General features: G+C 52.2%; 18 protein-coding genes. 6 read left to right on the top strand and 12 right to left on the bottom strand.

Going from position 1 to position 20,980, the window contains the following annotated elements:
- Nucleotides 1-100 precede the first annotated feature (100 nt).
- Complete coding sequence (locus DEV76_RS17925; protein ID WP_109699294.1) at nt 101-1,003, bottom strand: helix-turn-helix domain-containing protein; 903 nt, start codon at nt 1,001-1,003, stop codon at nt 101-103.
- Between the two features lie 129 nt (nt 1,004-1,132).
- Here DEV76_RS17925 and DEV76_RS17930 point away from each other — a divergent pair, with 129 nt between their 5' ends.
- From DEV76_RS17930 to DEV76_RS17940, 3 genes are all read left to right on the top strand, one after another.
- Nucleotides 1,133-4,564 carry a PVC-type heme-binding CxxCH protein gene (locus tag DEV76_RS17930; RefSeq protein WP_109699295.1) on the top strand — a complete coding sequence of 1,144 codons (3,432 nt, stop codon included), beginning with the start codon at nt 1,133-1,135 and terminating at the stop codon, nt 4,562-4,564.
- Nucleotides 4,565-4,664: 100 nt separating this feature from the next.
- Nucleotides 4,665-5,522 carry a sugar phosphate isomerase/epimerase family protein gene (locus tag DEV76_RS17935; protein ID WP_198652115.1) on the top strand — a complete coding sequence of 286 codons (858 nt, stop codon included), beginning with the start codon at nt 4,665-4,667 and terminating at the stop codon, nt 5,520-5,522.
- A gap of 3 nt (nt 5,523-5,525) precedes the next feature.
- Entirely contained in the window at nt 5,526-6,656 is a 1,131-nt protein-coding gene (locus DEV76_RS17940) for a Gfo/Idh/MocA family oxidoreductase (protein ID WP_109699296.1), read from the top strand.
- An 81-nt stretch (nt 6,657-6,737) separates the two neighbouring features.
- Here the strand turns inward: DEV76_RS17940 and DEV76_RS17945 are convergent, their stop codons facing one another.
- From DEV76_RS17945 to DEV76_RS17965, 5 genes are all read right to left on the bottom strand, one after another.
- On the bottom strand, nt 6,738-7,985 hold the full coding sequence (locus tag DEV76_RS17945; RefSeq protein WP_198652116.1) for an alpha amylase family protein: 1,248 nt from the start codon (nt 7,983-7,985) through the stop codon (nt 6,738-6,740).
- On the bottom strand, nt 7,982-9,643 hold the full coding sequence (locus tag DEV76_RS17950) for a RagB/SusD family nutrient uptake outer membrane protein (protein ID WP_109699297.1): 1,662 nt from the start codon (nt 9,641-9,643) through the stop codon (nt 7,982-7,984). The genes DEV76_RS17945 and DEV76_RS17950 overlap by 4 nt, the downstream gene beginning before the upstream one ends.
- Before the next feature lie 24 nt (nt 9,644-9,667).
- A complete protein-coding gene (locus tag DEV76_RS17955) occupies nt 9,668-13,024 on the bottom strand; it encodes a TonB-dependent receptor (protein WP_109699298.1) in 3,357 nt (1,118 codons plus the stop codon).
- 134 nt (nt 13,025-13,158) lie between these two features.
- Nucleotides 13,159-14,064 carry a FecR family protein gene (locus tag DEV76_RS17960; protein WP_109699299.1) on the bottom strand — a complete coding sequence of 302 codons (906 nt, stop codon included), beginning with the start codon at nt 14,062-14,064 and terminating at the stop codon, nt 13,159-13,161.
- A gap of 76 nt (nt 14,065-14,140) precedes the next feature.
- Nucleotides 14,141-14,680: an RNA polymerase sigma-70 factor gene (locus tag DEV76_RS17965; protein ID WP_109699300.1), complete on the bottom strand. Its 540-nt coding sequence runs from the start codon at nt 14,678-14,680 to the stop codon at nt 14,141-14,143.
- A gap of 101 nt (nt 14,681-14,781) precedes the next feature.
- On the opposite strand from DEV76_RS17965, the gene DEV76_RS17970 reads away from it, so the two are divergent.
- Complete coding sequence (locus tag DEV76_RS17970; protein WP_109699301.1) at nt 14,782-15,240, top strand: YciI family protein; 459 nt, start codon at nt 14,782-14,784, stop codon at nt 15,238-15,240.
- Here the strand turns inward: DEV76_RS17970 and DEV76_RS17975 are convergent.
- From DEV76_RS17975 to DEV76_RS17995, 5 genes are read right to left on the bottom strand one after another with little or no spacing between them, the layout of a single operon-like run.
- Nucleotides 15,237-16,004, bottom strand: coding sequence for a LytR/AlgR family response regulator transcription factor (locus DEV76_RS17975; RefSeq protein ID WP_109699302.1), 768 nt, complete (start codon nt 16,002-16,004; stop codon nt 15,237-15,239). The two genes, DEV76_RS17970 and DEV76_RS17975, sit on opposite strands and share 4 nt — an antisense overlap.
- Entirely contained in the window at nt 16,001-17,062 is a 1,062-nt protein-coding gene (locus DEV76_RS17980) for a sensor histidine kinase (protein WP_109699303.1), read from the bottom strand. The genes DEV76_RS17975 and DEV76_RS17980 overlap by 4 nt, the downstream gene beginning before the upstream one ends.
- 14 nt (nt 17,063-17,076) lie before the next feature.
- Nucleotides 17,077-18,063, bottom strand: a complete 987-nt coding sequence (locus DEV76_RS17985) for an NAD-dependent epimerase/dehydratase family protein (protein WP_109699304.1) — start codon at nt 18,061-18,063, stop codon at nt 17,077-17,079.
- Nucleotides 18,060-18,848, bottom strand: coding sequence for an SDR family NAD(P)-dependent oxidoreductase (locus tag DEV76_RS17990; RefSeq protein WP_109699305.1), 789 nt, complete (start codon nt 18,846-18,848; stop codon nt 18,060-18,062). Before DEV76_RS17990 ends, DEV76_RS17985 begins: the two co-directional genes overlap by 4 nt.
- The gene (locus DEV76_RS17995) at nt 18,845-19,441 is read right to left on the bottom strand and encodes an SRPBCC family protein (protein WP_109699306.1); all 597 of its coding nucleotides are present in this window, start codon (nt 19,439-19,441) and stop codon (nt 18,845-18,847) included. Before DEV76_RS17995 ends, DEV76_RS17990 begins: the two co-directional genes overlap by 4 nt.
- Before the next feature lie 218 nt (nt 19,442-19,659).
- On the opposite strand from DEV76_RS17995, the gene DEV76_RS18000 reads away from it, so the two are divergent.
- Together DEV76_RS18000 and DEV76_RS18005 are read left to right on the top strand one after the other, a co-directional pair.
- Complete coding sequence (locus DEV76_RS18000; protein ID WP_109699307.1) at nt 19,660-20,121, top strand: hypothetical protein; 462 nt, start codon at nt 19,660-19,662, stop codon at nt 20,119-20,121.
- 11 nt (nt 20,122-20,132) lie between these two features.
- Nucleotides 20,133-20,369 carry a hypothetical protein gene (locus DEV76_RS18005; RefSeq protein ID WP_109699308.1) on the top strand — a complete coding sequence of 79 codons (237 nt, stop codon included), beginning with the start codon at nt 20,133-20,135 and terminating at the stop codon, nt 20,367-20,369.
- A gap of 152 nt (nt 20,370-20,521) precedes the next feature.
- Here the strand turns inward: DEV76_RS18005 and DEV76_RS18010 are convergent, their stop codons facing one another.
- Nucleotides 20,522-20,959, bottom strand: a complete 438-nt coding sequence (locus tag DEV76_RS18010) for a DUF2147 domain-containing protein (protein WP_109699309.1) — start codon at nt 20,957-20,959, stop codon at nt 20,522-20,524.
- Between the last annotated feature and the right edge of the window lie 21 nt (nt 20,960-20,980).

The following is a 20,980-nucleotide window of genomic DNA, read 5'->3' on the forward strand; positions in this document are numbered from 1 at the left end:
CCTCCATAGTAAAATACATACGGCCGCTGCAGCAGGACGTAGGATCGAATTACGTTTTACAGTTATATTACAAAGCGGGGAGCAGGTGCAAACTTATTTGTCAGTCTTCGGTATGGGGCGGCCTGTTTCCCGGGTATCCGGCATCGGCATAGGTGCGGCGGTAGGCAAGGGGACTGTAAGAGGTGATTTCCCTGAACTGGCGGTTGAAGTTGGAAAGTGTCTGGAACCCGCTTTCGTAGGCGATCTGCGCCACGTCGAGTTTCTTTTCCAGCAGTAGTTTGCAGGCATATCCGATACGGATTTCACTGAGGAAGTCGGAGAAGGTTTTGTTGGCGTGGGTGCGGAAGTAGCGACTGAACGAAGTGGGGGTCATATTAGCCAGGGCGGCTGCTGCTTCCAGGCTGATCTTTTCCCTGAAATGCTGCATCACATAGGCATGTACGTGATTCATCCGCTCGGTGTCTTCCGCTTTCAGGACATTGGTATAACCTTCCCCTGCCAGCAGGTGGTATTCTTCCGACTCTGAAAGGAAGTGCAGTAATTGAAGGAGTGCCAGTACCCGGTCGAAATCGCGCAGCGGGGGTAATTCCTTCATGCGCCTGGCTGCTTCCTGTTGGGTGTGGCCGGTGAACCGGATACCCCTGCGGGTGCGGGCCAGTAATTGCCGGATACGCAGGGCTTCGTTTTTGCCCAGAAGCGCCTGGCCGAGGAGGTCTTCATGAAAATAGATCACCACACCTTCCGTTTGCTTAGTGCGGTCACCTTCGAAATATTCCGGGTCGCTGCGCCAGAGGTGCGGCAGATCAGGCCCGGTAAACACAAGGTCGCCGGGAGAGAAAGGCTCCACATGATCGCCGATGAAGCGGGTGCCGGTGCCTTCCAGTACCACAAACAGCTGGTACTCTGCATGGAAATGCCAGTTGTGATCGAAGTGAGGGGCATGCAGGTGATGGGATGCAAATGCACTGTCGGGTGAGATCCTTACTTTTTGAACGGCTTTCATATATACCTGTTATTTGTCCTGATATAGAAGTTAATCCGAAATCCATGACAAAATACAGTCTGAATCCGACAATATCGAGGAATGCCTTCATTTTTTTAAGTTGCAATTTGGAATTCAATTACGACAGTCATGAAAATTCGATTCCACGTTGTACTCGTACTGATTATTACCATGCTGACGGCATGCGGACGGGAGCACGAAGGCCCCTTGCAGGTGCTATTCCTCGGGCATGCCTCTACCCATCACCACTCTGAAAAGTATATGCCGCTGCTGGCGTCTGCGCTGGCAACGGAAGGTATCCAGTTTACCTATGCCGATGATCCGGCAGTGTTGGATGAGGAAATCCTCCGGCATTACGACGTACTCATGTTGTATGCCAACCATGATTCTATTACACCCTCGCAGGAAGCCGCGTTGCTGGGGTTTGTGAAGGGAGGGAAAGGATTTGTGCCGGTACATTGTGCCAGCTATTGTTTCCGTAATTCTGCTGAGTTCGTGAAGATGACAGGCGGGCAATTCAAAACACACGATACTGGTACATTCAATGTTACTACGCTTGACACCACTCATCCCGTTATGCAGGGTCTTCAGCCTTTCACAACCTGGGATGAAACCTATATACACGATCACCTTTCCGACGACCGTACGGTGTTGCAGGAACGCCCTGAACAAGGCCGCAATGAACCCTGGACATGGGTGAAGGAGTATGGCAGCGGACGGGTATTTTATACCGCCTATGGTCACGATGAACGTACCTGGAGCCAGACCGGCTTTCATCAGCTGCTGAAGAACGGTATCCTATGGGCAGCGGGCGATAAAGCAAAAAAGAGATGGGAAGCATGGCGTGCATCCATGCCCACCCTCGAATACCGCGACGAAGCCAATATACCCAATTACGAAAAGCGGGATCCTGCACCGCGTTATCAGCTGCCCCTTAGTCCGGAAGCTTCCGCGAAGCTAATCCAGGTACCTCCCGGGTGTGAACTGCAGCTTTTTGCATCAGAGCCTGATATCATCAATCCCATCGCCATGGCATGGGATGAGAAGGGAAGGCTTTGGGTAATTGAAACGGTGGATTACCCCAATACCGTGCGTGGCACGGAAGGGCAGGGCGATGACCGGATCAAGATATGTGAAGACACGGATGGCGATGGACGGGCAGATAAATTCACCATCTTCGCTGATCACCTCAATATACCCACCAGTCTTGTTTTTGCCAATGGCGGCATCATCGTTTCACAGGCTCCGCATTTCCTCTTTTTACAGGATACAAATGGGGATGATAAGGCCGATGTGCGGAAAACGATTCTTTCGGGCTGGGGTACATTTGATACGCATGCCGGTCCTTCGAACCTCCAATACGGAATGGACAATATGATCTGGGGAACGGTAGGTTATTCCGGCTTTAAAGGCAATGCCGGTGGCCGGTTCCAGGAGTTCGGACAGGGTGTGTACCGTTTTGCGCGCGATATGTCTCAGTTTGAGTTCATGACTCCTACGAGTAATAATACCTGGGGGCTGGGTTTCAATGCAGCCAATGATGTATTTGCTTCCACTGCCAATAACACCCACAGTGTTTATATGGGTATCCCCAATGCTGCGCTGGTGGGTGTGGAAGGCGCCCCTGTTGCCGGAAGTATGAAGATAGACGGGCATTACGCCATGCATCCCATCACAGGGCTCGTACGCCAGGTAGATGTGTTCGGCGGGTTCACTGCCGCTGCGGGCCATGCTTTTTACACGGCCGCTTCCTACCCAGCCTCTTACAATAACACAGCATTTGTATGCGAGCCTACCGGCCACGTGGTGCATGTGGCACGTATAGAAAAAGACGGTGCCGGTTTCCGCGAGAAAGATGGCTGGAATCTCTTTGCCTCTGCAGATGAGTGGGTGAGCCCGGTAGATGCCAAAACGGGGCCGGATGGGGCTGTATGGGTGCTTGACTGGTATAATTTCATTGTGCAGCATAACCCCACGCCCACACCCGAGCGAGGAGGGTATGCGGCGGAGAACGGAAAAGGGAATGCTTACGAGAATCCCCTGCGCGATAAAACGCATGGCCGTATATGGCGCGTGGTACACCGTGCATCTAAGCCCTCACCTGCGGTGAAGCTCAGCGATGCCGGCAGCTACCTCGATGCATTCAGCCACGAGAACCTCTTCTGGCGGATGACGGCGCAAAGGTTACTGGTAGAAAAGAAGGACACAACTAAAATGCAACAACTGGCGGAAATGACGGCAGGAAAAGCTCCTGCCGCATTACACGCCCTCTGGGCCATCGATGGACTGGGCGCTTCCGCCTCCCAAAGGAATGTCATTGAAAAAGCGCTGCGTCACGAAGATGCGGCAGTGCGTAAAGCAGCGGTGCAGATACTGGCACGCCACCGTTGGAATGGTCAGCAGGCGCTGGCCGGTAATATCCTGAACGATTCAGACCCAAATACAAGGCTGGCCGCGTTTGTAGCGTTGGCCGGCCTTCCTGTTTCCGATGAACTGGGCCGTAAGCTGTATGGCTTTAGCCAGGAACCGGCAGTACAGAAAGACCCCTGGCTGGCTAAAGGTGTATACACCGCAGCAGCCCGTCACCGTAAGGGTTTCATTACCGCATTTCTGGAAGCGAATCCCCGCTTTGGAGAAGCAGCTCCAGCAGAAGTGAACCGCTCAGCGCCTGCGCTTGACGATAAAGCATGGAAGCAAATGCGGCTGCCGCAATATTTTGAAGAAGCCGGACTGGAAATAGACGGCATCGTCTGGTTCCGCCTGGCAGCAGATATTCCTGCGGATATGGCGGGTAAACCAGCCCTATTATCGCTCGGGCCGGTGGATGATTCCGACGAAACATTTATAAACGGGAAACCGGTAGGGAAAACGGATAAGCTATGGGCGCAGCCACGGAAATATAAGTTAGCTGCCGGTGTACTGAAACCGGGACGCAACATCATTGCAGTAAAAGTGATAGATACAGGTGGTGGCGGCGGTATCTACGGCAAGCCGGAGGATATGTACATTGAAGCAGGCGGGAAAAAAATACCCCTTGCCGGTGAGTGGTTATATGAAACAGAGAAAGTGTTCGGCGGAGATGGGATTAAACTGTTCAGTGACCGCAGCCTCGCAGAAACATTCGTTTACACCTATCTCCATAAGCAGGATGCTTCGACCACGCAGGCTCCCGCCGGGAAAGCGGATCAGACAGTGTTGCTGAAAGTGATTCAGAATGAAATGAAATATGATCAGGCTTCGTTTACCGTGAAAGCGGGAACGGTGGTAGATGTTGTACTCGAGAATCCTGATTTCATGCAGCATAACCTCGTGATCGTGCGGCCGGGTACACTACAAACTGTTGGGCAGGCAGCTAACAAGCTGGCGGCTGATCCAAAAGGCGCGGAGATGAATTATGTGCCCGATATGCCGGAAGTGCTTTTCGCTACCCGGCTCGTGAACCCGCAGGAAACAGTGACACTCCGTTTCCTCGTACCTGCGGAAGCGGGCGACTATCCGTTTGTTTGCACCTTCCCCGGCCACTGGTCTATCATGAACGGGGTAATGAAAGTAGTACGTTAATCCACATTTTAATATTCCGCGTTACAGATTCCCGGCATGGCAGGAGCGGCAAAAAGCCAGGCTCCTGCCGGCTCCGGGTGTAACACGCAAATTCTTGATCATGCAGAATATTACGCTGGGCGCCAGCACCTGGCTCTGGACTTCTCCCTTCACCACGCAATCCGTTCCTTTGCTGTACAAGATCCGTGAGATGGGCTTTGGCGCGGTAGAGATACCGGCAGAGTACCCGGAACTGATCGATGCCATGGCAGTTCGCCGTGCGTTGGAAGAAACGGGGTTGAAGGTTGTTGTATGCGGAGCTTTCGGTCCTTCTAGGGATTTAACGCATACGGATCCGTCTGTACGTGCAGGAAGCATTGCTTACATGCGCCAGTGCCTGGAACTTTGTTCGGAATGGAATGCGCCTGTGTTTGCCGGGCCGATGTATTCGGCAGTGGGGAAAGCCCGCCAGCTTCCGGAAGCACAGCGGAAGGCGGAGTGGGACCTGGCGGTGAGGGGACTACTTGAGGTATGTAAGATAGCGGAACAACAGGGTGTACGCCTGGCAATTGAGCCGCTTAACCGTTTCGAATCCGATCTTGTGAATACCGCCGCCGATGCAAGGCGTATGGCGGAAGATATAGCGCATCCTGCGGCAGGAGTGGGGCTGGACAGTTTTCATATGTCCATCGAAGAAAGAGACCCCGGGGAAGCCATCCGTACTGCCGGAACGTGGCTCACGCATATGCAGGTATCAGAAAACCACCGGGGTATTCCCGGAACGGGGCAAACGCCCTGGAATTCCCTCCGTGATGCATTGCGGGATGTGGCGTACAAAGGCGTATTATCTATCGAAAGCTTTACACCAGATGTGCAGGAATTAGCGGGAGCCGTATGCATCTGGAAGCAGCTGGCGCCGGACCAGGATACTTTCGGCCGGGAAGGACTGGCCTTCCTCCAACAACTTTTAAAACACTGAGTCATGAATAACCGTACTATCAATGTTGCCATCGCCGGCCTGGGATTCGGCGCAGAGTTCATTCCCATCTACCTCAAACACCCGGATGCGAAACTGACTGCTATCTGTCAGCGAACCGCATCCCGCCTCAACGAGATCGGTGATGCTTTTGGTATTGCCGGGCGGTATACAGACTACGATGAAATGCTCCTCGATCCCAACATCGATGCCGTGCATATCAACACACCCATCCCTGACCACGGGCAGCAGGCGATCAAAGCCCTCCGTGCCGGTAAGCACGTAGCATGTACAGTGCCTATGGCCACCACGGTTGAGGAATGTGAAGAGATCGTAGCGCTCTCCCGTGAAAAGAATCTGATCTATATGATGATGGAAACTGTGGTGTATGCCCGGGAGTTCCTGTTCATGAAAGAGAAATACGAAAAAGGAGAATTGGGGAAGGTACAGTTCCTGAAAGCAAGCCACCAGCAGGATATGGACGGATGGCCGGGTTACTGGCCGGGCCTGCCGCCCATGTATTACGCTACCCACTGTGTGGGACCGGTATTGGGGTTGATGCGCAGTGAAGCGGAATATGTTTCCTGCTTCGGCTCCGGCACCATCCGCGAGGAAATGCATCAGTTCTATAATTCCCCCTACGCAGTAGAAACCACGCATATCAAATTCCGCAACAGTGATGTGAGCGCACACATCTACCGCTCCCTCTTTGATGTGGCGCGCCAGTACCGCGAAAGCTTCGAGGTATATGGTTCAAAGCAGTCGGTGGAATGGCCGTTGATAGAAGGGCAGCCGCTGGTAGTGCATACCGCCAAGCGCCCGGAGCCAGAAATTCCTGCAGAAACGGAGTGTCCTGATTATGCGCATTTACTCCCTGAACAGATCCGTTCCTTTACCCGGCATGGGGTGTATGATGCGGAGGGTAAGCAGCACCTTTCCTTCACACAGGGGAGTGGACATGGTGGTTCGCATCCACACCTGGTGCATGCTTTCCTGGATGCCCTTAAAACCGGTACACAACCCTATCCCAATGCGGTGCAATCTGCGAATATCACCTGCGTTGGTATTTTGGCGCATGCATCAGCGCAGCAGGGCGGGGCGGTGATTAAACTACCGGCATTTTCTTTATCGAAATAGTATAACGTTGAATTGGTAAAACACGAACGGGGCACAAAAGTGCCCCGTTTTTCCATATATGTAAGTTTCCGCTAAAACTAGCTATTTGCTCAGGTCCCGCTCTGCCCGTACAATGCCGGACTTAATACGGTCCCAAAGATTAAACTCGATCACCTGCACCACATCAAACATCACAAGACCCTGACTCTGGGTAAGGCACACATACACCTGGTCTTCAATATCGGAGTGGTTTAAAGCGTAAAGACTGCCGTACATTTTACATGCATCTCCAATAATGCGCTTACCCCGTGCCAGCCCGAATTCGATAGACTCCGGGTCGTTTTTGCCGTATGTCTTTTCGAGGTAGGTGCCGTTCATAAACACATCCAGCTGTCCGGCGAAGCCTGTTTGCTTATATTCCGGGGAAGCCCAGGAGTATTCAGTGGAAGGATCGTATGTATTACTGGCCCAGTTCTGGCCATTACTGTAAAGGTGACCATACCAGGAAGCTGCCCAGTATTCCAGCTGCACATCGGGCTGGATGGATTTGATCTCCTTCCTTGCGCGGGTTATGAAATCAGTGATCACACCAGATCGGAAAGCAAACCATTGTTTAGCCAGCGGCCCGTCTTTGCGGACTTTTTGTCCATCATGCTTTTCCCAGCTAAAGATGTCTTCGGGCCAGTGCGCTACTTTTTTACCGATATGTGCTTCGAAGCGCTGACGGGTGTAGTCGGAGAAATCGTTCTCCACATCCGCGAAGCGGCAATAATCCAGTACATATCCGTCGATATCATACCCCGTTACAATTTCCCGGATGAAGTTCAGCGCGTATTCCTGTACTTCCGGCATAATGGGGTTGAGGAATGCGGCTACTTTCGACTTGTCTGTCCGGATGTCTTTCATCCCGTTGGGCGTATGCTCAAGGGTTGATTTGCCGGACAATTGCTTATCGCGATAGGCGGGGCCTGTTCCGCTTTGCGGGTGGCCAGCGGGGAAGATGGCAGTGGATACGCTTACTTTCAGGTTACGCTTGCGCGCTTCGTCGATAAACACCTGGAGGTAATCCCATTTCACATTGCGCTTGTCTTTCCCTACCTGCGTAAGCGGGTGCATGGTTTTCGTTTTTTTGTAGAGCACGTCACCGTAAATGGGGCGTACATCTATCACCACCTGGTTGAAACCTGCGGCTTTCGTTTTATCGAGGTAAAAACGGATGGAGTCTTTGCTGGAGAACCGTTTGAAGTTAGCTTCCGCATCGAACCACATGTATTTCGGTTTTTCCTGCACCGCAGGCCCTGGGCCGCCCGGTTGCCCGAGCAGGCCCATCATCATTAGGAATTTTATCATTTTTGCCAGTCTTTATTTTGATCCAGAATTGAAGGGTTTTTATCGATTTCTGATTGCGGGATGGGGAATAAGTACATCTTGTCACTGAAAGCACGGGATTCTACACGAATGTAGGTATACACCAGCGTTCCTGCCCCGTTGCGGGTAACACGTACACCGTAAATATCGGTGCCGAGTATTTCAGGTCCTTTTTTCCAGCGGCGGGCATCCCAGAAGCGTTGCTTCTCGAAGGCGAGTTCCACGGCTCTTTCATCCCGGATACGCCTGCGCATTTCATGCTTATCCATTCCGGCCGGCAGATCTTCCGTAATGCCAGCACGGCGGCGGAGGGTGTTCATGGCATTGTATACTTCTGCAACAGGCCCATCGGCTTCATTCAGTGCTTCGGCATAGTTGAGATAGATCTCCGCGAGGCGGACAATGGGGAAGAACCTGCGTACACCGCTCTGGTTGTTGGCGTTCTGGAACTTACGCATGTAGTAGCTGGTGCGCGACCAGTCTCCGCCAATGGCAGGGTCCTGGTTGCCGCTAGGCAACATGCTGAGGGTAACATTTTTATGAACGGCACCGTGGTAGTTGATAGAAGCGTAGAAGCGGGGATCACGGTCTTTGTAAGGATCCTGCGGGTTGTAGCCGCTGGTGGCATCCGTGATTTCCTTTCCGTTTTTCATGTTGTATTTGTCCACCATGTTCTGGGTAGGATTGGTACCGCCCCAGCCCATGCCTGCAGGGTCTGCAATGGCTTCGCTGAACGCTGCCCGGTTGCTGGACAGCAGCACTTCGTTATTGTCAGTGAACAGGAACACGTTCTGGTAAATTGGTGCCAAAGTGTATTTACCATCGTCGAGGATGGATTTGGAGATTTCTGCAGCGTTTCTCCATTTGGCGGCAGCGCTGTCAGGATTATGAAGCGGGCTTGCATAATACAGCAGCATGCGGGATTTGAGGGCCTTTACAAGCGTTTTGGTGGCCCGCCCGATGTTACCGCGGTTCAATTCCTTTCCGGGATTATTGGGATCGGGTCCAAACCATACCAGGGGAATTTCTGCATTGGCACTACAGCTGTCCAGATCTTTGAGAATGAACTGCACGAGTTCATCTACAGAAGAGCGGCGGGCATTCCGGAGTACTTCCGAATCTGCGTCCAGCGGTTGTGTTACGATGGGTACACCTCCATAACGTTTCAGCAGCTCCCAGTAGTTCCAGGCACGGAGGAAGAATACTTCTCCCTTCATACGGCGTGGCGTAAGGTCGGACTGTGTTACCTGGCCTGCGTGCTTGTTAGGCACTTTGTCGAGGTTCTGGAGCAGGAGGTTACACTTGCGGATAGTGCGGTAAGTGTAGGCCCAGATATCGTCCGGATTATCATTGGGGCTCCAGGAGCCGTTCTGGTACTTTTCAACCGGCGTACCGCCAAATGAATTGTCCAGTTCTTCGGTACCGGCTCCGGTAGTGGAGTTGCCGATATCCATAAAGTTACCGGGCTTGGTAAAAGTATATGCGTAAACGTCGGTGAGGAATTGATTAGTGAGATCAATGTCGCCGAAGACTTTCGTTTCATCATAATCCAGCTGCGGGGCCTGGTCCAGCACTTTCTTGCAGGACGCTCCGCCGGCGAGGGTGGCGAGGAGCAGGAGGTATGTGGAGATTTTCTTCATGATTTAATCTTTCAGGATCAGGAATTAGAAACTAACGGTAGCGCCGAAGTTGTAAATCTTCTGCTGTGGGTAAAAGGTGCCATTGCCGGATGGGGCCTCGGGGTCGAACTGGAAGTCTTTCATGTCTTTCATGTTCGTCCACAGGTTTTGCCCGTTCACGTAAAACCGGATGCCCTGCAGGCGCAGGCGTTGCACCAGGTATTTAGGCAGGCTGTACCCGATCTCGAAGTTCTTCAGGCGCACGTAATCCGTACGTTTCAGCCAGAAGTCGGAACCTACGGTGTTGTTCGTATTGAGCGTGGCATGCAGTGCAGGATAAGTGGCAGTTGCTGCCGTTGCAGGTGTCCAGCGGCCCAGGTGCTTCTCGGTTACTTTCCCGTTGCTGAAGAATTCGTAAGCGGCAAAGCCTTCGAGGCGGGTGTAAGCACCAAATGCACCCTGGAACAATACACTGAAATCAAACGCTTTGTAATGTACACCGAAAGATGCGCCAAGGGTATGCGTGGGGATGTCGGTGCCGGCAATAGATGTCTGATCGTTCGGGTCTATAACACCGTCGCCATTGAGGTCAGCATATTTGATATCACCCGGGATCAGCGTACCAAACTGGGTAGCGCTTTTGTTGATCTCATCCTGGTTCTGGAAGAAGCCGAGCGATTTATAACCGAAGTACTGGTTGATGGGGTGACCGGTACGCATCAGCCAGTCGTAGCGACGGGGAGGTTCATCTGCATACACCACGGTGCTTTTGGTAAAGTTGATGTTGCCCTTCACATGATAGCCCCAGTTCTTGTTCACTTCGTTGGTATGGATCAGCTCCAGTTCAAAGCCATGGCTTTTGGTTTCGCCCATGTTGATGGCAGGGAGCGGGCCGCCGTAAGTGCCTACAATGGTACCCGGTGTAATGAGGATGTCGGTTACGTTCTTGGAGAATACATCGAGGTTGATGGCCAGTTTATCGTGGAAGAAGCGGGCTTCGAGGCCACCGTTGAGGATTTTATGTTTCTCCCAGGTAACATTGCGGGTGCCTGCGGAGCCTTCACTCAAACCGTTGTACCATACTTCGCCGTTCTGCCCGAAGCTATAGCCCGTTCCTGCCTGGTAGATGCTCTGCCAGAGGAAGCGCCTGCCGCCGATCTGGTCGTTACCCACCACGCCGTAAGAGCCGCGGAGCTTGAGGTAGTTAATGAAAGATACATCCTTCATGAAAGGCTCGCTGGTGAGTATCCAGCCGGCTGCCATAGAGGGGAAGAAGCCGAAGCGTGACCCTTTGGGGAAGTTCTCCGACCCGTCGTACCGGCCGTTTACATCCACAAAGTACTTGTTGTTATAGTTGTAGCTGAAGCGGCTCATAACGCCCTGTACGAAAAAAGGCTTTCCGTACTGGGAGCCCTGAATAACCCTTTTCCGTTGGTTATACAGTACCATCCCGGTTACGTTATGCTTACCGAATTGCTTCTGGTAGTTCAGGAAGCCTTCGAAGTTGAGTGCGTAGTTGGGTGAGCTGGATGCTTCGGTAATCGGTTCAAGGTTGGAGTCGTTACCCAGCTGTAAGCGCGACATATTAGTGGCATGATCCCAAACATACATACCGTAACCCTGTGTACGGTTCATCCGGTAGTTGAATGCGCGGTCGAAGGAATAGTTGAGGCCGGCGCTCAGGCCTTCGGTAATGAAATTAAGCTTGCGGAGAGCACGTACCGTACCCTGTGCGGTGCCGTCGAAAGTTTCTGTGAACCCCGTACGGCTGAGGTCACCAATGGGGTTCTGGGTGTGTGCGCCTGGTTGTGCGATCTTGCCATCAGGCAGGAGTGCGAGGTAAGTGGGTTGGTACCAATATACCTGGCGGAGCATATCACCTTCCACGCCTGCAGTGGGTGCGTGTTTGCTGGTAATTACACCGGCCAGGTCCACGGCTATGTTAAAGTCTTTGGACAGCGCAATGTCGATATTGGAACGGAAGTTCCAGCGGCGGAATACATCGCGGGTATCATAATCCGGATTATCGTACTTACGGAGAATACCTTCCTGGTTCAGGTATGCGGCGGATACAAAGTACTTCACCTTATCGTTACCGCCATTGATGCTCAGGTTGTAACGTTGAGTGGGAGAGGTTTCGCGGAAGAGGAGATTTACCCAGTCGGTATTAGGGAAGCGTATAGGGTCTGATCCGTCTTTGTATTTCTGTAATGCTTCTTCGGAATATTGTGGTGATCTGCCGTCGTTGGCGAGGGCTTCGTTATATAAAGTTGCGTGGTTGTAGGAGTCGAGGAATTTAGGCAGCTGTGTGGCCTTATTAACGGCATAGTTGGCGCTGAAGTCTACTTTGGGAGGACCGGCCTTTCCGCGGCGGGTAGTTACCACCACTACACCGTTTGCACCGCGTATACCATATTGCGCGGTGGCGGATGCATCTTTCAGTACAGTGATGGATTCTATCTCCTGCACATCGATATTGTTCATGGTACGTTCCACACCATCGATGAGGATCAGCGGACTGTTATCTCCGGAGGTGGAATAGCCGCGTATGAGGATGCGGGAGTGATCGGCGCCGGGGGAACCGCTGTTCTGCATGGCAATGAGGCCGGGAAGCCTTCCTGCCAGTGCGTTAGACAGGTTGGAGGCAGGGCTTTGTTTCAGTTCGTCGCCCGTTACCGTTACCAGAGATCCCACGATGGAAATCTTTTTCTGTTTGGTGTAACCTACTACTACCACTTCGTCCAGTCCGCCGGCGGTGTTCTGCATGAGTACATTCACGGAGGTTTCACCTTCCAGTGTTATTTCCTGCTTTTCATATCCTACATAGGAGAAAATGAGTATAGCATTAGCGGGCGCGCTGATGGAATATTTACCTTCTGCATCGGTAACCACGCCGGTGCTGGTTCCTTTCAGCTGAACGCTTACACCGATGAGAGGAGTGCCGGAACCGTCTGTCACCTTACCGCTGATGGTATTGTCGCGGGGAGGGCTGTTAGCAGAAATGATGCTGCCTTCCGGAGCTACGGATTTAGGGGCAGGCATTTTGGAAGGGCGCACGGAGAAGTAGCGGTCTGATTGTTTGAACTCGAGGCCGGTGGCATCCTTCAGGTAGATGAGGAAATTGTGAAGTGATTGGTTCCTGACTTGCAGCTGTACGGTTTGTCCGGCGTTGCAGGCTGCGGCATCATAGAGGAACCGGATGTTAGCCTGCTTTTCTATTTCTGCGAACACGCGGTCGAGCGGCAGTTTGTCGTAAGGCAGGTTGAGATAAATTTTTCTGGTGTCGAGCTCTTTAGCGCCTGAACGCGCCTGGGCCGCCACCGGTAACATGGAAATCATAAACAGCGCCAGCAGAAGGCCGCGGGCTGTGTTCGTTGCGAAACATCGTGGAGCATGTTGCATTTTTCTACATGGATTTTGGTTTGTATACTTTGATACGGGCAATACGATTCCCTGCGGCACACCGGTGCCGCCCGCGGGTTACGGTTCGCAGGATGAATGTGTTAAATGGTAAAATGCACAGGATGGATTTTATATCATGGTTCCTGTTGGTTCGTTTGTGGTAGGAGCCAGAGGGAGTCGCCTTTTATCCTGTATTTCACATCGGCTATAAAGGCGATGTTTCGGATAACGAATTCCGGTTCTTCCCGGACGAATTCCCCTGTCACCTGCCACTCCCGGCTGGTTAATGCGGAGTCTGCAACGATATGGATGTTGTAATAATTCTCAAGTTTGGTGATCACTTCTTCCAGGCCAGCCCGGTTGAAGTATAATACGCCACTGCGGTAAGTTTCCGGTGCTGCCCGGCGGAGGGTCCGTTTGGCTCCGGTATAGCCAATAGCTTCACCCGGTTTCAGGTAAAGACTGTCGCGGTCCCGGGAAACCACAACTTTCCCATACCGCAGCCATACATTCACATCATTACTGCCTGCCGGAGCATGTACTTCGAAGGATGTGCCAAGGGCGGTGGTTTTCACGGAGCCGCTGACCACAGTAAAGGGGCTTCCTGCGTTACCGCGAACTTCGAAGGCGCCGTTCCCTGTCAGGTGCACGATACGTGCTCCCGAACCAAACCGGCTGGGATAACGAAATATGGATGGGCCTTTGAGGAATACGACGGAACTGTCCGGCAATACGAGGCGGGTGGTTTTGCCTTCGGCTACCTGAACCGTCAGCTCCCGGGGAGCATTCAGCAGGCGCAGGCCATATACTGCCGCGCCGGCCAGTAAAACGGCGGCAGCGGCGGCAACCCAGCGGAGGGGAAGGCGGCGTACTGGCTTTCTGCGTGCTTCTATCTTGAGCCAGATAGCATCACGGTTGCCCGGGATAAGCGGAATATCGCCGGTTTCACCGTCCTGCAGCCATAGGGCCACGTCGGCCAGTTCGGCGTCGGTACATTCACCACGGGCGAATTTGTCGATGAGCGTCTTAGATATGTTCATGCTAATGCAGGGAATGGTCCCATAGTATAAGTTCCTTTTGAAGCACTATACCCTAAACAATTCTTAAAATATTTTTTTAAATGGTGCCGGAAGTGTGGCGGGAGCACTCGAGGAGGATGACGAGGAGCGACTGGCTAAGGGCACGGAGCGCTCTGGAAACATGGTATTCCACTGATTTGACGGATAATCCGGTACGTTCTGCTATTTGCTGGTAGGTAAGTCCTTCTTCCCGGTTCATGAGGAAGATGCTGCGGGTCTTTTCCGGAAGGGAGTCGAGGGTTTTACGGGCCATAGCCGTTATTTCCTTCACTTCGAGGGGGCGTTCCGGGTCGGAATGGCGGTGATGATCCTGGAGGGTATCCACCATCCGCAGGAGCGCCTGATCCATTTTACGTTGGCGGATGAGATATTTAAGGGAGAGATTCTTGGCTGCGCGCACGAGGTAATGGTCCATATTCTCGATCACCTGCCGGTCGCGGTTATTCCACAGGGACATAAATACCTCCGTCACCGCGTCTTCCGCGGCCTCGCGCGATCCTATGGTAAAGTAGCATACACTGTATAACCTGGACCAATACCGTTCATATGTTGCCCTGAAAAACGCTTCGTCCATCATTAAGTCACCTTGCCGGGAATATGGCCTCCGGACAATACTAATGATATTTTTTAATAAATCCTAGTAGTGGGGGATTCCCTACTTTTGTGGAAATCAGGTTTATGAAGTACCTCTACCTCACTGTTGCTCTGTTAGTTACATCCACCACCCTCCGGGCACAGCAGGGCAGCCCGGCCTATGACAAGCACCTGGCAGATTCCCTCGGGGCCGACCCCTATGGCATGAAAATGTATGTATTGGTGATCCTCAAAACCGGTCCCCGTCCATCAGATAACAAAGACACCGTATCGGCGCTGTTCCGCGGGCATATGGAGAATATGGGCCGGCTTGCAAAGGCAGGAAAACTGACCGTTGCAGGGCCACTGGGTAAAAACGACCGTAACTGGCGCGGGATATTCATCCTGAACGTAAAAGAGATTGATGAAGCGCAGCAACTCCTGAAAACTGACCCCGCCATTGCCGGAGGGCTTCTCGAAGCAGAATGCTACCGCTGGTACGGCTCTGCAGCATTGCCTATGTACCTGCCCTTCCCTGATAAAGTCCAGGAAAAGAAGCACTAGCTCCCCGAAGGCAGGCGCCCTTCCAGCCAGCTCTTGAAATCATTTACCCGCTCGCGGCTGATAATGACATCTTCTCCCGCCACAGGTTCCAGTTGCAGGATAAAGCGGCTGTTGTAATAGGTCATGATCTTCCGGATACCGTCTATCTGTACTATAAACTGCCGGTTTATCCGGAAAAACTGGTGCCTGTCCAGCAGCTTCTCCATCTGGTCGAGTGAGTAATCCAATGGCAGGCGCTGCCCTTCGAATGTAGTGGCCCAGGTTACGCCTTTGGTGAATTGCAGCCACGCTATATCTTTTGCTTTCACATAAATCAGCTGGTTATTGAGCCGCCCGATGAACCGGGCATGATCCCGCCGGAGGAACTCTTCTGCAATGCCTGCTATATCGAGCCGGTAGGGCTGTGCCGGCCTGAATTGTTCAAATTTGTCGAGGGCCTGCCGCAGTTCCTTCTGGTCGATGGGTTTCATGAGGTAATCGATGCTGTTCACCTTAAAAGCCTGCAGCGCAAACCCGTCGTAGGCCGTGGTGAATATGATAGGCGTATTCACCTGTGCATGGTTGAACAGCTCAAAGCAGTTACCATCAGACAGCTGGATGTCCATAAACATCAGATCGGCCGGGTGTTCTTCTTTCATCCACTGCAGGCCTTCCGACACGGAAGATATCACCCCGGAAATCTCGATATCGGGGCGGCATTGACGTAGTAACTGCGAGAGCCTTTCTGCATTATGGATCTCGTCTTCGAATATGGTTACTTTCATGAGAGGATAACCGGTATTTTAACGGTGAATGTATCCGGAGAGGGTATCACTTCAATTCCTCTTCCTATAGACAGCTCGTAACGTTTATGAATATTCTCCAGCCCAATGCCTGAAGGAGTTTCCTGCTGCAACCGCGGCCTTAGCTGATTGGTGATAACAAGCGATCCGTTTTCGCTTTTAACTTCTATCAGTAATGGATCATTTGCGGAGAAGCGGTTGTGCTTGATCGCGTTTTCTACCAGCAACTGTAATGTGGCTGGGGGGATCAATCCTTTTTGCTGAATGTTCTCGTCTATTTGCGCATGAAACTGTATACTGCTCTGATGCCTGATGCGTATCAGGAAGAGATAAGATTCCAGGAAGTCCAGTTCGGTACGGATGGGTACCAGGTTCTCGAATTTCTTATCGAGGATGTAGCGGTAGGTTTTCGCCAGCTGGGTGATGTAATCCGCTGCCAGGTCGGGGCTTTTATATACCAGGTTGGTGAGTACACTGAGAGAGTTGAAAAAGAAATGCGGATCTATCTGGTTACGCAGGGCATCGTATTTGGCCTGTATGTTCTCCCGCATAAGGCGTTCTGTCTGCAGCTGGTTTTCTTTCCATGCCTTGTAATAGAACATAATGCCGTTAACGGTGAGCAGCAGCAGGTAAAAGATGTAGGTACCGAAGATAAGATCCCAGCTGAAATGACGCACGCTTTCCCAGGCTTCGTATCGGTCGAAGAAAAGGATGTCGAACGCGGCATAGGTCATCCCGAAAAAATAGGCAGCCACTAATCCATAAAGCAGGAGGCTTACAGCGGGTTTAATGAACTTCTGATGCGTATACCGCGGCTCTGCCCATGCAGCCACTTTAATAGCACCTTCCCATGCAAGAAGGCCATACAGCACATAACAGATGCTGAACATGTGCCCCCGCAGGTTGAATAAAGTAAGTTCGGCAATGAACGACTGGTCGAACGATTTGAAGATGGTGCTGATGAGGTACAGGATCACGATCCGTACGAGGTATCGGAAGTATTTGCTGGAAAAGTATTTGTCGAAAGAAGTAATCTCCATGGGCTGCGGTACAATTAAAAATAGTCATTTTCCTTCAACCAGGCGCAGGCGTCAATAACGGCAGTTTCAGTGGATACATAGCGCATACCCAGTTCCCGCTCGGATTTGCGGCCGGTATAATAGTTTTCGAGGCACAGTAGCCAGGCGGTAGTGTAATTGAGCTTCGGCCTGCGCCCGGTGAGTTTGCCGGCAAGAGAGCCTGCCAGTCCGCCTGCTTTTAATATCCATCCCGGGATGGTGAGCAACATACGTTTCCTGCTTACGGTGCGGCTGACGATGCGGAAGAATTCCCGGTAGCTGAGGTTTTCACCGGCCAGCAGGTAGCAGTTGCCGGGTTTCCCTTTCTCCATGGCAAGGGCAATACCACGGCAAACATCTCCCACATGCACAAAGTTCTTTCCACCGGGCGGGCACCATACCCACCGCGAATTAATCCCATGCAGCAAAAGTTTGCCGCTGCTGGGGCGCGCATCATGCGGACCAATAATGAAAGTGGGGTTTACCACTACGGCAGGCAATCCGTGTTTCTCTACCTGTTCCAGAACATATTGCTGCGCCAGGTATTTGCTGTTGATATATCCGGAGCCTGCACCAAAGAGGGAGAAACCTGCCAGCTCGTTCCCCGGCTCAGTTTTAGAACCCGGGCCAAGAGTGTTGGCAGTGCTGACGTATATGAGCTTTCTCACATTATGCCGCCTGCAGGCATCGGCGATCAGTACGGTGCCGGTATAATTTACACGTTCGTAATCGTCGAAAGTAATGCCCCACTGGTCGGTAATGCTGGCGGCATGTACTACGTATTCGCAGCCGCTTACGGCGAGGTTCACGGCGGCTTCGTGCTGCACATCGCCGTGGAAGATCTCGGCAGGTATGTCATCGAGGAGGCGGAGGTTGGCGGTGGGACGCACGAGCAGCCGTATGTCGTGGCCCAGCCGGTAGAGTTCGCGGGTGAGGTTGGCACCTAGTAGTCCGGTAGCTCCGGTGATCAGTACTTTACTCATACGCTGAACTGCATTTCTTTTTTCACTTCCCGGGAAATGAGCCGCAGCCGCATGCTCCCGGGCATGAGTTGCATGAGGAAATGACTGATCCTGTTGGCAAGGCCGGGTATGATCACGGGCTGTCCTGCCAGCGTTAACCGCAAGGCTATCCGGGCAATTTCATGGGTAGGGAGTAATCCCATACGCGCTTTAAGCCCCTGGCCAATAATGCGCCTTGCCGTTCCGGAATTGGTGAGGATAGGGCCGGGGCATGCCACGCTTACAGAGAGTCCTGTGCCAGCATACTCCTCCCGTATGCCCAGTGAAAAGGAGGTGATGAATGCCTTGGAGGCGGGGTACACTGTTTTGTAAGCTATGGGCGTGAAAGATGCCATACTGGAAATGTTGAGGATGTAACTGCGCTCGTGTTGTAGCAGGTGCGGGATCATCAGGCGTGTAAGCAATGCAGTACCCCTTACGTTCAGCTGAATAATACGGTCGATGTTTTCCAAAGGCGTATCTGCCAGTGCTGCCGTACCACCGATACCGGCATTGTTGATGAGGAAACTGACGGGGAAAGCGGAAAGGATCTCCGGCAGGTGATATTGCATCTGGGCGGTATCGGTGAGGTCCAGCTCAAAAGCACGGACGTCTACCGGATACTCTTCCATGATATGCTGCGCAAGGGAAGAAGCCTGGCTGCCTGGCAGCGCGATGAGCACGAGGTTCATGCCCATCCGCGCGCACTGTATGGCAAAAGCCTTTCCCAGTCCGGCACTGGCGCCGGTAATTAAAGTGTAGGTCATTGTTCTGCGAGTTGTTTGAATTGAGTCATCGTTTTCACGAGGTTGTTATGCACGATAGGGTCCGAAGCCCAGCGGGGAAGTTTCCGGTTGCGATGAGTAGTAATGAAGTACTGCACCTGTACCATCCCGGAATGCCGTGGCTCCATGATCCAGCGGCCTTTAACACCGGTAAGCCGTGTGCGGCCTTCTCCCGGCGGATAATCCGGATGCTGTGCGCTTTCGAATTGTACTTCCAGGGGGGAATGTATGTGGAAGGAGAGGCAGCAGTCCTGATCTTCGAAAGGCCAGGGTATAGCGTAGCGGATGTAGTTATACCAGTGATCAGGGTCCGGAGCAGGCATTACTTTGTATTCCCGGGCGGAAGGGTTCCAGCGCGGGCCGCGTTGCGGATCCCTCAGGAGGCGGATAATGGCAGGAGCATCTGCCCGTACGAGGAATACGGCTTTCAGCTCACGTACGGCTTCGTCTCCGCCGCCGATCCAGCGCTCGTACAGGAAGATGTCGCTGGATTGCTTCACCAGCCGGAAATCAGCCGCGTGGAGCAGCGGGGCAGACAGCAGTTGTATCATGATGATGAGGACGGTCAGTTTCATAATCCGTTGATTTAAGGACAAAACTCGCCCCTGCAGGCGGGCAGGCCTTCAATTTATCCATGAGTTGCAGGATGGAGCCGTTGAGTTGTGGAATGTACAGGCGGCTCCGTTCAGCTACGGTTTGGCAGGAAGTGTGGCGGTAGCGCCACGGTATAAGGGCGCCTCTCCGGCTGTTACTGCATGGCATGGTTCTTTCACCACTTATCTAAACATCAGTTATGAAAAACGAACGCGATTTACAGGATAATCCAAAAGATCTGGATAAGCTGGCACCTGAAGAAACCAGCATCGATCTCCCCGAAGTGAAAGACATCCCCGGTCAGGAACACATTCATGTGGAACAGCCTGCAGGAGAACTGGCAGATACTACAGCTTCATCGGCCGACGAAGAAGGAGAGGGCCTGCTGGATGATCTGAATGAAGATGATCCGGAAGGAGAAGATAATGTGAGTAATGGAGAGCGGAAATTGCTTGATGATGCTGCCAATGTTGATCCGGATGATGAAGAAGAGCTGCGCCTGCATGAAGCCCGTCCGGATAGTACCGACGAAGATGGCGACCCGCTCAATGAAGACGAATCCTTAGATGTACCGGGCAGTGAAGATGATGATGATGCGGAAGAAATAGGTTCGGAGGACGAAGAGAATAACGAATTCAGTACTGATAAAAACAGCGATTAAAACTTATTGTTATGGCAAATCTTACCAACAGCCACAAGGAAGGCAAAGTGGCGGAAATGATTGAAGATCAAACTGCAAAGTTACCGTCGGATACATACTTATGGGCCGCAATAGGGGCTATGACCGTATCCCTGGCGCTGACGTGTATGGGAAAGAAGCATGCGGGACTGTTTGTGGGCCAGTGGGCGGCGCCTTTCCTGTTGTTCGGGGTATATAATAAGCTCGTAAAGCAGGAAGGACATGACTAACTTATAATGCGTATACGTTTTAATTGTTAGATACGGTTAAAGCAGGCAAGTAGCGATGGGATCGATAAATGGTATTGCAAATATTGGACGGATTTATATGCAATACCGCAGGAGCCTGCAGGGCTGAACGGATGCGTTCAGCCCTTTTTATTTTATTCGGAACGCGTCCAGGTGGTGGTGCGCCCGAACATAGATACGCCGACATATCCACGGATGTCCAGCGTATTGCCTTTGAGTTTCATTTTACTGCTGTAGGTTTTGCCGCTTTTGGGATCATAAATCTTCCCGTCTTCCCACTCGGCATCGTCTGTATCATATTCAAAGCCGGAAAGGATCACGAGGCCCTGAAGCGGACGGGTGCGGAGAGCGGCATTGGTATTCTTCGCATCTTTCCGGGGTGTTTTGCCATCATCTTCCATGGCCTTCACCATCCAGATCAGCTTCCCGAAATATTGATTACCATTCCGGTAGATCTGAATTTTTGCATCTTTCTCTTCGTTGAGCCACACACCGTTGATGGCGTCGGCCTGTGCTTTGGAGATGGCCGGAACGGCCAGTAATAAGCATATGGCTGCTATGATTGTTTTCATGTGATATTGTTTTGATGATGC

It is taken from the genome of Chitinophaga deserti (assembly GCF_003149455.1).
Lineage (GTDB): Bacteria > Bacteroidota > Bacteroidia > Chitinophagales > Chitinophagaceae > Chitinophaga > Chitinophaga deserti.